The organism is Mesoflavibacter sp. CH_XMU1404-2 (genome assembly GCF_037029465.1).
Classification (GTDB): domain Bacteria; phylum Bacteroidota; class Bacteroidia; order Flavobacteriales; family Flavobacteriaceae; genus Mesoflavibacter.
In genome coordinates this window covers 161,441-177,029 of record NZ_JAYMEM010000005.1, presented here as the reverse complement: position 1 = coordinate 177,029, position 15,589 = coordinate 161,441, and the positions used below count along the sequence as shown (strand labels likewise).

The 15,589-nt window shown below is 30.9% G+C and carries 11 protein-coding genes; 8 read left to right on the top strand and 3 right to left on the bottom strand.

Annotated features, from left to right (window positions below; genetic code table 11):
• Positions 1 to 74: 74 nt before the first annotated feature.
• Positions 75 to 1,586 carry a glutamate--tRNA ligase gene (gene gltX / locus WA327_RS04170; protein ID WP_336066821.1) on the bottom strand — a complete coding sequence of 504 codons (1,512 nt, stop codon included), beginning with the start codon at positions 1,584 to 1,586 and terminating at the stop codon, positions 75 to 77.
• Positions 1,587 to 1,717: 131 nt separating this feature from the next.
• On the opposite strand from gltX, the gene WA327_RS04165 reads away from it, so the two are divergent.
• The 6 genes from WA327_RS04165 to WA327_RS04140 all read left to right on the top strand — a co-directional run bounded on the left by WA327_RS04165 (position 1,718) and on the right by WA327_RS04140 (position 11,074).
• Positions 1,718 to 5,197 (top strand): DUF4175 family protein, encoded by a 3,480-nt coding sequence (locus WA327_RS04165; protein ID WP_336066820.1) that lies wholly within the window; start codon positions 1,718 to 1,720, stop codon positions 5,195 to 5,197.
• Positions 5,190 to 5,609: an rRNA maturation RNase YbeY gene (gene ybeY / locus WA327_RS04160; protein ID WP_336066818.1), complete on the top strand. Its 420-nt coding sequence runs from the start codon at positions 5,190 to 5,192 to the stop codon at positions 5,607 to 5,609. Before WA327_RS04165 ends, ybeY begins: the two co-directional genes overlap by 8 nt.
• Before the next feature lie 71 nt (positions 5,610 to 5,680).
• Positions 5,681 to 7,552, top strand: a complete 1,872-nt coding sequence (gene mnmG, locus WA327_RS04155; protein WP_336066817.1) for a tRNA uridine-5-carboxymethylaminomethyl(34) synthesis enzyme MnmG — start codon at positions 5,681 to 5,683, stop codon at positions 7,550 to 7,552.
• A gap of 76 nt (positions 7,553 to 7,628) precedes the next feature.
• Entirely contained in the window at positions 7,629 to 8,480 is an 852-nt protein-coding gene (locus WA327_RS04150; protein WP_336066815.1) for a class I SAM-dependent methyltransferase, read from the top strand.
• A gap of 232 nt (positions 8,481 to 8,712) precedes the next feature.
• Positions 8,713 to 9,225 (top strand): OmpH family outer membrane protein, encoded by a 513-nt coding sequence (locus tag WA327_RS04145; RefSeq protein WP_336066813.1) that lies wholly within the window; start codon positions 8,713 to 8,715, stop codon positions 9,223 to 9,225.
• A gap of 130 nt (positions 9,226 to 9,355) precedes the next feature.
• The gene (locus tag WA327_RS04140) at positions 9,356 to 11,074 is read left to right on the top strand and encodes a hypothetical protein (RefSeq protein ID WP_336066812.1); all 1,719 of its coding nucleotides are present in this window, start codon (positions 9,356 to 9,358) and stop codon (positions 11,072 to 11,074) included.
• A gap of 1 nt (position 11,075) precedes the next feature.
• On the opposite strand, the gene WA327_RS04135 is transcribed toward WA327_RS04140, so the two are convergent.
• Positions 11,076 to 11,471, bottom strand: coding sequence for a DoxX family membrane protein (locus WA327_RS04135; protein ID WP_336066810.1), 396 nt, complete (start codon positions 11,469 to 11,471; stop codon positions 11,076 to 11,078).
• 55 nt (positions 11,472 to 11,526) lie between these two features.
• The gene (locus tag WA327_RS04130) at positions 11,527 to 12,681 is read right to left on the bottom strand and encodes a DNA polymerase III subunit delta' (protein ID WP_336066808.1); all 1,155 of its coding nucleotides are present in this window, start codon (positions 12,679 to 12,681) and stop codon (positions 11,527 to 11,529) included.
• A 122-nt stretch (positions 12,682 to 12,803) separates the two neighbouring features.
• On the opposite strand from WA327_RS04130, the gene WA327_RS04125 reads away from it, so the two are divergent.
• Both WA327_RS04125 and WA327_RS04120 read left to right on the top strand, forming a co-directional pair.
• Positions 12,804 to 14,378, top strand: coding sequence for an SPOR domain-containing protein (locus WA327_RS04125; protein WP_336066807.1), 1,575 nt, complete (start codon positions 12,804 to 12,806; stop codon positions 14,376 to 14,378).
• Positions 14,379 to 14,395: 17 nt separating this feature from the next.
• On the top strand, positions 14,396 to 15,583 hold the full coding sequence (locus tag WA327_RS04120) for a phosphoglycerate kinase (RefSeq protein WP_336066805.1): 1,188 nt from the start codon (positions 14,396 to 14,398) through the stop codon (positions 15,581 to 15,583).
• The last annotated feature ends 6 nt before the right edge of the window (positions 15,584 to 15,589 follow it).

Sequence of the window (15,589 nt, the reverse complement as noted above, 5' to 3'; positions counted from 1 at the left end):
GTTTAAAAGAAATAAATTAATAAAAAAAGCCTCTAAATATTAGAGGCTTTTTTTGTTTATGGTTGATTAATATTTTAATCTATTTTTTCAATTAAATTATCAATACGTTTAACAGTTTCGTTTTTACCAATCATGTATATGATGTCAAAAACATCAGGTCCTTGTAATGCACCAACTAAGGCTAAACGTAGTGGCATCATCACTTTACCAAAACCAATGTCGTTTGACGTAATCCAACCTTTTACATCATTTTGAAGTGTTTCTACTTCAAAATTTTCAATGTTATTTATGATAGATTTTACGTCGGTCATTATAGATTTTGTATCGTCTTTAATAGCTTTTTTAAAAGCTTTTTCGTCATATTCTGTTGGAGCCACAAAGAAGAAATTACTTAAATCCCAAAAGTCGTTTACAAACGTAGCACGTTCTTTAATTAACCCAACAACCATTGATATGTAATTAACATCTATGTCTTTTAATGAATCATGATTTTGTTTAAACGCTTCAGCTAAATCATCATTACTTTGATCTTGCATGTAATGGTGATTAAACCATTTAATTTTATCTGGATCAAAACGTGCTCCGGCTTTATTCACTTTAGATAAATCAAATGCTTCTATAAGTTCTTCTAAACTAAAAATTTCTTGTTCCGTACCAGGATTCCATCCTAAAAAGGCTAAAAAGTTAACAACTGCTTCAGCAAAATAACCATCTTCTTTATAACCTCTGGATACATCACCTTCTGGAGACTTATATTCTAAAGGAAATACAGGAAATCCTAATTTATCACCATCACGTTTGCTTAATTTTCCTTTTCCTGTTGGTTTTAGGATTAACGGTAAATGTGCAAATTCTGGTGCTTCCCAACCAAATGCATCGTATAATTGATAGTGTAAAGCAAGACTTGGCAGCCATTCTTCACCTCTAATAACGTGCGTAATTTCCATTAAATGGTCATCAACAATATTTGCTAGGTGATAGGTTGGCATTCCGTCTGCTTTAAACAAAACTTTATCATCTAAAATATTGGTATCAATTTTTATATCACCACGAATAATATCTTTAAGATGAAGTGTTTGATCTTGCGGACTTTTAAATCTAATCACATAATCTTCACCAGCATCTAACTTAGCTTGCACGTCTTCCGCGCTAAGCGATAAAGAATTACTTAATTTTTCTCTGTTATGCCAATTGTAGATAAACGTTTTTCCTTTAGCTTCATGATCTTTTCTGTGTGCATCAAGTGCTTCAGCAGTATCAAATGCGTAGTAAGCATGACCACTTTTTATTAATTGATCTGCATATTGTTTGTATAAGTATTTACGTTCGCTTTGTCTATATGGACCAAATTTTTCATTTTTGTTTGGACCTTCGTCAAAAGGAATATTACACCAATTTAAACTATCTATAATGTATTGTTCTGCACCTTCTACATAACGGTTTTGGTCTGTATCTTCTATACGTAACACAAAAGTACCGTTGTGTTTTTTTGCAAATAAATAATTAAATAATGCGGTACGTACGCCGCCAATATGTAAAGGTCCTGTAGGACTTGGTGCAAAACGCACTCTAACTTGTTTTGACATTTCTTTTGGTTTGAAAGTGCAAAGATAGAATAGAGTAGAAGAAACACAAAGAACTATTTTAAAACAAGTTTTAAGAGCCTTTAACAGACATAAAAAAATAAAAACTGTATTTTAGTAAGTTAAATAAAAAAATGGCTTTGAATAACTTCAATATCATACAAACCAAATTAGAACAATTTATTAGAAAATATTACACTAATGAGCTGATAAAAGGAGCTATCCTGTTTTTTAGTATTGGCTTGTTATACCTTATTATTACGTTACTTATTGAATATTTTCTGTGGTTAAATTCTGGTTTGCGTACGGTTTTATTTTGGCTGTTTATTGCTGTTGAGGTTGGTTTATTTATCAAATTTATTGCATTGCCAATAGCTAAGTTATTTAAACTTCAAAAAGGCATTAACTACAAACAAGCATCTGCAATTATAGGTAATCATTTTCCTGAAGTTAATGATAAGTTATTGAATGTACTTCAACTAAAAGAGACTAATGATAATAGCGAATTACTTTTAGCCAGCATCGATCAAAAAGCTGAAGAATTAAGCCCAGTTCCCTTCAATTTTGCGATTAATTTTAAACACAACACTAAATATTTAAAATACGCAGTTATCCCAATAGCTATTTTATTATTAAGTTTTATTTTAGGTAAAACTAATTGGTTTACAGATAGTTATAAAAGAGTAGTTAATTATCAAACTGCTTATGAGCCGCCAGCACCTTTTAGTTTTTTTGTGATAAATGAAAGCCTGCAAACCGAAGAAAACAAAACCTTCAGGCTATTTGTACAAACCGAAGGAGATGTTGTTCCAGAAGATGCACAAATCAATTTTAACGATCAGTCATACTTTTTACAACAACGTCAACCAGGTACTTTTGAGTATGTTTTTGAGCAACCAAAACAAGACATTACTTTTAATTTATCTGCTAATGGTGTTAACTCAAAACCATATACGTTACATGTTGTAGAAGTGCCAACGTTGTTAAATTTTCAGATGGTTTTAAATTATCCAAACTACACCAACAAACGTAACGAAGTTTTAAAAGGTATTGGTAATGCAGTTGTACCACAAGGTACACAAATTACTTGGCAACTTAATACAAAAGCAACAGATCAAGTCGATTTAATTAGTAAAGATACTTTAACGTTTACGACAGAAGAAAACGGTGTTTTTAATACCTCTAAACGCGTCTATAATAATTTAGACTACAACATTAGCACAAGTAATAAAAACCTTAAAAATTACGAGAATTTAGCGTATAGTATTTCGGTTATCAAAGATCAATATCCAGAACTTAAAATTGAATCTAAAACAGATAGTTTAGACCAACAAACCTTGTATTTTAAAGGTCAAGTAAGTGACGATTATGGTTTATCTAAATTACAGTTAGTCTATTATCCTTCAGAAAACGAAACCAATAAAATTGTAAAAAATATACCTATTTCATCTTCTAATTTTGATGAATTTTTAACTGCTTTCCCAAATAATTTAGATGTAGAAGCCGGTATTTCATACGAGCTGTATTTTGAAGTTTTTGATAACGATGCGGTAAATAAAAACAAAAGCACAAAAAGTTCTGTGTTTACATACAGAAAGCGTACAAAAGATGAAGAAGAACAAAAGCAGCTTAACGAACAAAACGAAACTATAAAAGATCTTAATAAATCTCTTGAAAATTTTGAAAAACAAGAAGAACAACTTAAAGAGATTTCAAAAACTCAAAAAGAAAAATCAGAACTAAATTATAATGATAAAAAGAAGCTAGAAAATTTCTTGAAGCGTCAAAAGCAACAAGAAGAAATGATGAAGCAATTCAATAAAAAGCTTCAAAATAATTTAGAAGAATTTCAAAAGGAAAATCAAAAAGAAGATCCGTTTAAAGAAAAATTGCAAGAGCGTTTAAAAGAGAATGAAGCGCAATTAAAAAAAGATGAAAAGCTACTTGAAGAATTAGAAAAGCTTAAAGAAAAATTTAAAAAGGAAGAGTTTACAGAGAAGTTAGATAATCTTGCAAAACAGGCTAAAAACCAAAAGCGTAGCATGGAACAATTATTAGAATTGACCAAGCGTTACTACGTGTCTAAAAAAATGGAAAAAATTAGCGACGAGCTTGATAAATTAGCCAAAGAACAAGATAAATTAGCTAATGAAGATCCAGAAAAAAACACAAAAGAGAAACAAGACGAACTAAATAAAAAGTTTGAAGACATCCAGAAACAATTAGAAGATTTAGAAAAAGAAAATAAGCAATTAAAATCTCCAATGGATGTTCCACGAAATAAAAATGCAGAAGAGAATATTAAAGAAGAACAACAAAAAGCAAGTGAAGATTTAGAAAAAAAGGAACAATCTACAGACGAAAAACAAAAACAAGACAAACAAAATTCTGCAAAGCAAAAGCAAAAAAATGCAGCTCAGAAAATGAAGCAAATGAGCATGAGTATGCAAATGCAAATGTCTGCATCTGGCAAACAACAAATGCAAGAGGATATTGAAATGTTACGTCAGATTATTGATAATCTAGTTGTATTTTCATTTGATGAAGAAGACTTAATGAACAAGTTTAAAAGCATAGAGGTTAACCATAATGAGTATGCTAAATACTTAAAAAAGCAATACGATTTACGCACACATTTTGAGCACGTAGATGATAGTTTATTTGCTATTTCTTTACGTCAACCCGATTTTTCAGAACAAATCAACAAAGAAATTAATGATGTATATTTTAATATTGATAAAGCGTTAGCGCAGCTATCAGAAAATCAATTATATCAAGGCGCATCTTCGCAACAATATGCTTTAACTTCGGCTAATAATTTAGCTAATTTTTTAAGTGCCGCTTTAGATAATATGCAAATGCAAATGGGCATGCCGTCACCAGGTCAAGGAGAAGGCGATATGCCACTTCCAGATATCATTATAAGTCAAGAAGAATTAGCTAAAAAGATGGAAGATGCCATGAAGAAAGGCGAGAAAGGTAAAGACGGACAACAAGGTCAGCAAGGCGAACAAAAACCTGGTGAAGAAGGACAAAATGAAGGTGACCAAAAAGGAAAGAAAGATGGTGAGAAAGGAAAGGATGGAGAAAAAGGAAATAAAGGTGAAGAAGGTAAAAATGGCAAAGAAGGAGGAAAAGATGGAGACGGACAAGGACAAGGTGGAAGCCAACAAGGCGATGGTGATTTTAATGAGCAAATGAATGCCGAATTATTTAAAATCTATCAAGAACAACAATTGTTACGTCAGCAATTAGAACAACGTTTAGAGAAAGATGGTTTAAGAGGAAATGGTGATGCCAAAAAACTTTTAAACGATATGGAAGATGTTGAATTAAAGTTAATCAACGAAGGGTTTACTAATGAAACTTTGACAAAGATGCTTGATATTAAACATCAGTTATTAAAGTTAGAAAACGCAACTTTCCAACAAGGTCAAGATACAAAACGCGAATCTCAAACTAATACCAAAACATTTTCTAATTCAACTAATAATCAATTAGAAATAGCAAAACAATATTTTAATACCACCGAAATATTGAATAAACAAAGCTTACCTTTGCAGCAAATTTATAAGCAAAAAGCGCAAGAATATTTCAAACAAAAAAATGATTAGTTTTAATTACGAAACCGATTTTCAACTTTCAAATGAAGCTAAAATTTCAAGTTGGATAACAAAAATTATAGAGCATCATAATTGCAAACAAGACGAGATTAGTTATGTGTTTTGTGATGATGAATATTTACACCGATTAAATGTTCAGTATTTAAATCACGATACCTTAACAGATATTATAAGTTTTGACTATTCAATGGGTAAAACTATTTCTGGTGATATTTTCATTTCAGTAGAAAGAGTAGAAGATAACGCTAAAGATTTTGAAGTAGATTTTAGTACAGAATTACACCGTGTTATCATACACGGTATTTTGCATTATTGTGGTTTCAAAGATAAGACTGAAGATGATTCAAAACTGATGCGCGCTAAAGAAGACGAAGCTCTTTTGATATTAAAAGAAATGTCATAGTTTGTTGTATATTTGCACGCCAAATTTAAGTCGAATTTTAAAAACGTTCCACGTGGAACAATCAAAATAATATGTTTAACGAAGTTTACGATGTAATAGTTGTTGGAGCAGGACATGCTGGTAGCGAAGCTGCAGCTGCAGCTGCTAATATGGGTAGCAAAACCTTATTAGTGACTATGAATTTGCAAAACATTGCTCAAATGTCTTGTAATCCTGCTATGGGTGGAATTGCTAAAGGGCAAATTGTAAGAGAGATTGATGCGCTTGGCGGTTACTCTGGTATTGTTAGTGATACGTCTGCTATTCAATTTAAAATGTTGAACAAATCCAAAGGACCTGCAATGTGGAGTCCAAGAGTGCAAAGTGATCGTATGCGCTTTGCGGAAGATTGGAGATTGATGTTAGAAAACACACCTAACTTAGATTTTTATCAAGAAATGGTTAGAGGTCTTTTAGTTAATAGTGGAAAGGTTGAAGGTGTAGTTACATCTCTTGGAATTGAGATTAAAGCAAAGTCAGTTGTGTTGACTAACGGAACTTTTTTAAATGGCTTAATTCATATTGGTGATAAAAATTTTGGTGGTGGTAGAGCAGGAGAAAAAGCAGCAACAGGTATAACAGAACAGTTGGTAGATTTAGGTTTTGAATCTGGTAGAATGAAAACAGGAACACCTCCAAGAGTTGATGGACGATCTTTAGATTTTTCTAAAATGGTAGAACAACCTGGTGATATAAATCCTGATAAATTTTCTTATTTAGATATCACAAAACCATTAACAAAACAACGTAGTTGTCACCTTGCTTATACAAGTGAAAAAGTACATGATTTACTTCGTGAAGGTTTTGATCGTTCACCAATGTTTAATGGTCGTATAAAAAGTTTAGGACCTAGATATTGTCCTTCTATTGAAGATAAAATTAACCGTTTTGCTGATAAAGATAGGCATCAATTATTTGTAGAACCTGAAGGTTGGAATACGGTTGAATACTATATAAATGGTTTTTCTACTTCTTTACCAGAAGATGTTCAATTTAATGCATTACGTTCTGTTGAAGGTTTTGAAAATGTGAAATTTTTTAGACCTGGTTATGCTATAGAATATGATTATTTTCCTCCTACACAATTAAAGCACACTTTAGAAACTAAGTTAGTAGAAGGGTTATATTTTGCAGGTCAAATTAACGGGACAACGGGTTATGAAGAAGCAGCATCTCAAGGTTTAATGGCGGGTATAAATGCAGCTTTAAAAGTTCAAGAAAGAGATGAATTTATCTTAAAAAGAGACGAAGCTTATATAGGTGTTTTAATAGACGATTTAATTACAAAAGGTACAAAAGAGCCGTATCGTATGTTTACTTCTCGAGCAGAATATAGAACATTATTACGTCAAGATAATGCTGATTTAAGATTAACACCAAAAGGATTTGAGCTTGGTTTAGCTTCCGAAAAACGTTTAAAACGTATGGAAGAAAAACACGAACAAGCAGAAAAGTTTGTAGAATTTTTCCAAAATACTAGTGTAACTACAAGTGAAATAAATCCGATTTTAGAGTCTAAGAATTCTTCATTAATGAAACAGCAAGATAAGATGTTTAAGATTTTTGCTAGACCAAATATTGATATTGAAGACATGAAAAAAATCGAGTCTGTTTCAAATTACATTGAAGAAAATAATCTAGATAATGAGATTATAGAACAGACAGAAATACAAGTAAAATACTCTGGATATATAGCCAAAGAAAAAAACAATGCAGATAAATTAACGCGTCTAGAAAATATCAGAATTCCTGATAATTTTGATTACTCAAAACTTAAATCAATGAGTATGGAAGCTAGAGAGAAATTAAATAAAATTCAACCTGTAACCATCTCTCAAGCATCAAGAGTAAGTGGTGTTTCTCCTGCAGATATTTCTGTTTTATTGGTGTATTTAGGAAGATAAATTTTAAACGTTCCACGTGGAACGTTTACTTTTTTATCCGTTTCAATTCTTCTTTTTTTGATTAGACTTTTAATTTATGAGTAACAAACAAACACAATTACATATAAAAGATCATTCCGTTTCTGGTGAAATGTTTCAACTAAAAGAGAACAAAACTTATGGTTTTCTAGAAACGTTTCCGCAACCAAAAGCTAGTCAACTTTCAGAATATTATAAAACGGAAGATTATATTTCTCACACAGATGCAAAACGAAATTGGTTTGAAAAAGCATATCATTTAGTTAGACGTTTTTCTTTAAAGCAAAAACAAAAACTAATCAATGGTTTTAAAACCGAAACAAAAACACTATTAGATGTAGGTTGCGGGACAGGAGATTTTTTAAAAACAGCTAAAGAAAATAATTGGACAGTTTCAGGAATCGAACCAAATGCAGATGCAAGATCAATAGCAAATCAAAAAACGGAAAATGCAGTTTTAGATATCGAAAAGTTAAATAATTTTGAATCTAATAGTTTTGATGTAATTACACTTTGGCATGTTTTAGAACATCTTCCAGATTTAGAACAACAAATTTCAACATTTAAAAAACTTTTAAAACCAAATGGTAGGTTAGTGGTTGCTGTACCAAACTATAAAAGTTTTGATGCAAACTATTATAAACAGTTTTGGGCAGCTTATGATGTGCCTAGACATTTATGGCATTTTGATCAACAATCAATTTCCAAATTATTCGCTTCTATTAATATGGAAATAGAACAAACCAAGCCAATGCTATTTGATGCGTTTTATGTTAGCTTACTTTCTGAAAAATATAAATCAGGAAGTAAAAATATTTTTAAAGCGTTTTACAACGGATTACGCTCTAATCTCAAAGCAAATCGAACAAGTGAGTGTTCTTCGTTAATTTACGTGCTTAAAAACAGCTAAAACTTATTTTTAGAAAGCATAACATTAAATTTTAACTCAAAACAACAGATAACCTTGCCTTTTTTAGAAAGTGTCTTAAATCGTCTTATTTAAAGCTGTTTTTAATAGTTAACAATTATTTTAATATTCATTTAAAATAGATTTTAATTATTTATACAATATTCACATAAAATGTGTTTATCACTTTTTAATTTTTATACATTTGCGCAAATTCATAAAAACAAAACATAAGATGAAAAAAATACTAGCTGTTTTATCGATTGCAATTTTTATTACTTCTTGTCAAAAACAAAAAATAGGATATGTTGACAATGGGAAGGTGATTAACGAAATGCAAGAAAAAGTTGATTTAGAAAAAAAATACGAAACAAAGCTTAATGCATTTAATGCAAGAAAGGATAGTATTGGAAGAGCTTTTCAAATGGAAGCACAAAAATTTCAAATGGAATCTCAAAAAATGAGCCAATCAAAAGCTCAAGAAGAATATGATAGATTAGGTCAAAAACAGCAAATGTTGCAACAACAATTTCAAATGGAGCAACAACAAATTTCTAAACCTTACCAAGAAGAAATGGACTCTTTGATTACAAAAGTAAAAGACTATGTAAAAGACTATGGTAAAGCTAATGGTTTTGATGTTATTTTAGGAACAGTCGAAGCTTCTCCTAGCGTAATGTTTGCTAAAGATGAGTATGATTTAACTGAAACAATCATCAAAGATTTAGACAGTAACTATAAAAAGTAACAAAACACATTACTTGTTAAAAAGCGTTAGACTTCGGTTTAACGCTTTTTTTTATTTATAAACTGTTATTTGTCAGTAGTTTTCAGACTTTTACTTATATTTATCCTGCTATTAATCATTTATAAAGACTATGAGAAAATTGCTAACGCATTTAATCATCTTCTTTGCTTTTTTTTACCAGGGTTTTACCCAAGTTGCAACTTCATTTAAAACTAATAAAACGTTTTATATTTATGGAGATGCTTTAGTTATTGGTAACAATAGTTTAAGCAAAGATGTTATAAAACCTTTTAACGAATTATCAATCGCGAATGATGATATTCCTATGAGTTTTGTAGATATCGATAACGATAATTCTACTTTTAACTCTAGTTCTTCAATACTTCAATTACCTGATAATCAAAACAATATAGTGTTTGCTGCGCTATATTGGACAGCAACTTATAGTTATATAAAAGGTGAAAGACGATCACAAAACGGACAGTTTTTTTTCTCAGGTAAAAGGCAAAAAGACCGTTCTTTAATTAGTAAAGTGAAGTTAAAATTACCAAATAAAGACTATCAAACAGTTAAAGGAAATTTGATTTTTGATGGATATAAAAAAAGCGGATTTCATCTTAATTCTCCATACGCTTGTTATGCAGATATTACTAATTTATTACAAAATTCTGAAGTGAAAAATGGCGAAATTACCGTTGCAAATATCCATGCTACAGAAGGTTTTGTAGCTGGCGGAAGCTCTGCTGGTTGGATGCTTTATATTGTTTACGAAGCACCAACAGAAAAGCCAAAATATATTACAACATTTAACGGTTTTGCGCATGTTGGTACAGAGCCAGTCGTTATAAATTTAAAAGATTTTAAATCTCCAGAAGAAGGTAATATTACTACAAATTTAACTTTGGCAACGCTTGAAGGTGATTCTGATATTACTGAAGACGAGTGTATTATCGCAAACCCAAACCTTAAAACCGCTATACGATTAAGTACTGATCAAAGGGAAGAAAAAAACTTTTTCAATAGCAGCGTTTATAATAAAATTAAACGTTTTCCTAATAGTAAAAATACTTTAGGATTTGATATCGCGCGGTTAACTGTACCCAATAATAAAGAAACAGTTATAGATAATAATACAGATAATGTAGAGCTACTTTTTAATACCAAAGAAGACCGATTTTATCTGTTTTTTGCAGCGTTTGAAACTGAGATTAGTCAATCATTTTTTAATGAAATTGAAACTAATTTACCAGAAAAGGCAATTGTTATAAAATCAAATAAAATAGAAGAAAAAAAGCCGAAAATTATAGAGGAAAAAATAGAAATTCAATCTAAAACAGATATTAAAGCAACTGCAATTAATAATGAAATTAAAGTTGAAAAATTAGCGCTTAAGCAACCAGAAATTATAGAAGAAAAGCCAATTGAAAATCCTATAAGTACTGAAATAGCTACGTCAAAAATTCAACAAGAACAGCTTAAACAAAGCAATGTTATTATAAGCTCTTCAACATATGTAGAAGCCTTAAAAATCAAAGAAAACCCTTTAGAAACTCAGCAATTTAAACTGATCTTAGAAAAAAACGCAGCTGAGATTGAAGGTGCAAAAAAAGGATATTATGTGATTACAAAGTTTTTCTCTTCACCAGAAAACGCTTTTAACTGGCAAAAAGATTTAAAAGAAAAAGGAATTAGAAGTGACTTTTTAATAGACGAAAACAACAAGTTGTATTACGTTTATATCTTTCATACAGAAAATTTTTATGATGCTTACATGCAACATAAATCATTTTTAGAAGAAGATATTTTTAAAGACAATTGGGTTTTTAAAGTCAATATGACAGACTTTTAATTTACTGTAAAATATACAAAGCAAAAATCGTCGGAATTAAGTAAATAACTATGGTTCTTGCACCATCATAATCTTTAGCAACGCGTTGTCCAAATAATAATAAAAGCAACGTAATAGCGCTTAAAATAGCCGCATAAAAACCTAAAGTAGCATTATCATTAACAATAAGTTGATAAATACCTAAAATAGCTAAAATACCAGCAACTGTCTCTATAACCAAAATAATAGCAACGTTAATTTCTACCATTTTTCCCATAAAAGTTTTAGAAAAATGTTCTTTTAACCAGCCAATATTTCCTTTCCAATCTAAAATTTTATCTAATCCAGATTGTAAAAAAGTGATGGCTAAAAAAAGTAATAAAATTATTTCGGTAATGTGATCTAAAATAGAAGTCATAGTTAATTAGTTTATTCCAAAGATATTAAAATTTAAAAGCAAATTTTATCTAAAACTAGTCTTGTTTAGCGTGCAAAAGTCTAGTTAGTTTTATAGATAAATCTGTAAGTATGATTTTAGAATTTCCGTTACGTTCTATGTGATAAATTGCATCTTGCAACTCATTAGAAATATCTAAAATATTGTTATTATGTACAAAAGGAGCAAACTTGGCCAAGTCAAAACTTTCAGCTTTAGCTTCAAAAAACACCAAATCATCTGCACCATAATTAAGTAATAAAGCTTGTCTAAAAAAGTCTAAGCAGAAGTTTAAAAATTGCTTTTGAGTTTCGCGACCTGTCTTTGCAATTTCTTCGCTCCAGCCAATTAAATCGTGTATTGCGGTTTTATTACCTTTCGCTTTAAAAGCAGATCTTACCCAAAACACAAACCATTTTTCAAACTGAGTATCTTCGCTGTCATGATAGACTAAATCGCAAGCTTTGTTGTAGTTACCTTCAGCTTGATGAGCAATTTTAGTAGCATCAGCCTCATTAATATCAAACTGTTTTATCAGTCCGTTTTTAATATCTTCTTCTGCTAATGGCGGAAAATGTATAATTTGACAACGCGATCTAATGGTGTTTATAATTTGCTCTTCATCTTCTGCAATAAGTAAAAAAATGGTTTTATTTGGTGGCTCTTCAATTAACTTAAGAAGTTTGTTTGCTGCTTGTGTATTAAGCTTTTCTGCCATCCAAATAAGCATTATTTTGTAACCACCTTCGTAAGCTTTAAGGCTAAGAGATTTTACAATATCTTGCGCTTCGTCTACACCAATTTGTCCTTGTTTGTTGTCTACACCTAAAAGTCTGTACCAGTCAAATAAATTTCCGTAAGGTTGTTGGGTTAGTAATTGCCTCCATTCTTCTAAAAAAGCACTACTAACAGGATGTTTTTTTATTTTATCATTTGTTGTTACTGGGAAAGCAAAATGTAAATCTGGATGCGAAAAGTTTTTAAACTTTAAGTTGCACGCTTGGTTCACTCCATCATTTTCTGCGTTTGTATTTCCGCACAAAATGTACTGCGCATAGGCAATAGCCATAGGCAAAGTACCAGAACCTTCTGGGCCTACAAACAGTTGTGCATGTGGTATACGACCATGATCTGCACTGGTTGTTAGGTGTTTTTTTATATGTTGAAGTCCTAAAATATCACTAAAAAGCATAAAGCAAATATAGTTTTCTTCTAAAATAAAAGCGAATATCTTAGCGCTTGATTTTAATAATTAGCCTCTTTTGTATCACTCTAAATGTCTATATTTGGAAATTACTTAATCATTAGTTTCAAATGAAATTTCTATCTATAATTTTTATAGCTTTTTTAGGTATAAATACTGCAATAGCTCAAGACGCTACTGTTGCTGTAGATAGTACACTTTTAAGTGGTGTTACTTTTAAATCTGTCAATGAGTTTTACATCTTTGGTGACGCAACGGTTATTGGTAATAATCTTTTAAGCGAAGACAGTAAAAAACCATTTAACAATAAGCAGGAAGATAATGACAATATCAAAATGAAATACGTTGATATTGATGACAATCCTGAAACATTTTGTTCTAGCCAAGCTAAGTTAGTATTACCTGAAGATTTTAAAAAAATAGTTTACGCAGGGTTATATTGGACAGCTACTTACGCTTATGAAAAAGGAGTAAGAAAACCTGTAAATAATGATTTTATTTATAGCGGAAATGGAGAGCGATCACCAATAATTAATCAAGTTAAATTTAAGCTTCCAAATCAAGAGTATCAGAATGTAGTAGGAGAAGTTATTTATGATGGCTCTAAAGATGAAATACATTCAATTAATTCTCCATACGTATGTTATGCAGATGTCACAAAATTACTTCAAGACACTAAAGAACAAACAGGTAATTATACTATAGCAAATGTTAAAGCTACAGAAGGCTATTTATCTGGCGGAAGTGCAGCAGGTTGGATGCTTTATGTTATTTATCAAACACCAACAGATAACCCAAAATACATATCAACTTATAATGGTTTTGCACACGTTAATGATAAACCAATAGATATTAAATTTAAAAATTTTAAATCTATAGATTATGGTAACGTAAAGACATCTTTGGTTGTGTCGGCTTTAGAAGGAGATAATAATATAGATTTGGATGAGTGTGCTATTATTAAAGCTAATAGCAAACAATTTCAATCATTAGGTAATGCAGTAAGAGACCAACAAAACTTCTTTAATAGCACTATAACTAATAATGCTAGTGTAAATACAGAACGTTTTCCTAATAGCGAAAACACTTTAGGTTTTGATATAGCTCAGTTACAAATACCTAATTATAATAACCAAATAATTAGTAATGATATAAGCGAAACAACTATGAGATTAAAAACAAAATCTGATCGGTTTTACTTATATTTCACAGCATTTCAAACCGAAATAGCGCAAACGCTTTTTGACGACGTTGTACAAGAAACAAAGCCTATAAGCAAAAACGCTAAAATAGAACCAGAAGTAGTTAGGTCAAATCCATCTACAATATCAAATGCAGATCCAAAAGAAACTAGTAGAACAGCTTATCTTTACAATAAAAAAGGTTTAAACTCTAATGCCTTTAGATATTTAAAAGGAAAAAAATCTACTCCAGTTGTTGGTATAGAAGGTGGTTACTACGTAATAACAAATACGTTTTTAGAACAAGAAAGAGCTAACAATTGGAAAGACAGCTTGATTAAAAAAGGCTTTGATGCAGATGTTTTTGTAAACTCAAAAAACAACTGGAATTACGTTTACGTGCTTAGAAGTGATTCTGCAGAAGAAGCTTTTAAGCTAATGGAAGAATTAAAAACAAATTATAGATACAGAGACACTTGGATTTTTAAAGCCAATCTCGATTAACAACAAAATTAAAACTAATGAAAACGCTTAACGATTTCAATTTTAACAACAAAAAGGCATTAATTAGAGTAGATTTTAATGTGCCTTTAGATGCCAATTTTAATGTAACAGACGCAACACGTATTCAAGCTGCAAAACCAACAATAATCAAGATTTTAGAAGATGGAGGTAGCTGTGTTTTAATGTCGCACTTAGGTCGACCAAAAGGCGTGCAAGATGAGTTTTCTCTTAAACACATTGTATCTAAAGTAGAAGATATTATTGGTGTAGAAACTCAGTTTGTAAACAATTGTGTTGGTGAAGAAGCAGAGCAGGCAGTAGCTAATTTAGAGCCAGGAAAAATTCTAATTTTAGAAAATTTACGTTTTCACGAAGAAGAAACTAAAGGCGATAAAGACTTTGCAGAGCAATTATCTAAATTAGGTGATATTTACGTAAACGACGCTTTTGGTACAGCGCATCGTGCACATGCATCTACAACAGTAGTAGCACAGTTTTTTCCAGAAAACAAATGCTTTGGCTATCTTTTAGAGCAAGAAATTAAAAGTATAGAAAAAGTAATGAATACTGGCGAAAAACCTGTATTGGCAGTACTTGGTGGAGCTAAAGTGTCTTCAAAAATTACGATTATAGAAAATATTTTAGATAAAGTAGACCATTTAATTATCGGTGGTGGTATGGCATTTACTTTTATAAAAGCTCAAGGCGGAAGTATTGGTAACTCAATCTGCGAAGATGATAAGATGCCTCTTGCTTTAGACATTTTAAAACAAGCCGAAGCTAAAAATGTAAAAGTACATATTCCTGTAGATGTTGTTGCTGCAGACGACTTTAGCAACGATGCAAACACTCAAATATGTGATATTAATAGTATTCCAGATGGTTGGGAAGGTGTAGATGCTGGACCAAAATCTTTAGAGCAATTTAAAGACGTTGTTTTAGAGTCTAAAACTATTTTATGGAACGGACCTTTAGGTGTTTTTGAAATGGAAAAATTTGCAAACGGTACCATAGAATTAGGAAACTTTATTGCAGAGGCTACTAAAAAAGGTGCTTTTTCACTTGTTGGTGGTGGCGACTCTGTTGCTGCAGTAAAACAGTTTGGTTTTGAAGATAAAGTAAGCTATGTAAGTACTGGTGGTGGCGCAATGTTAGAAAGTTTAGAAGGTAAAACTTTACCAGGTATTGCAGCTATTTTAGAATAAATTATT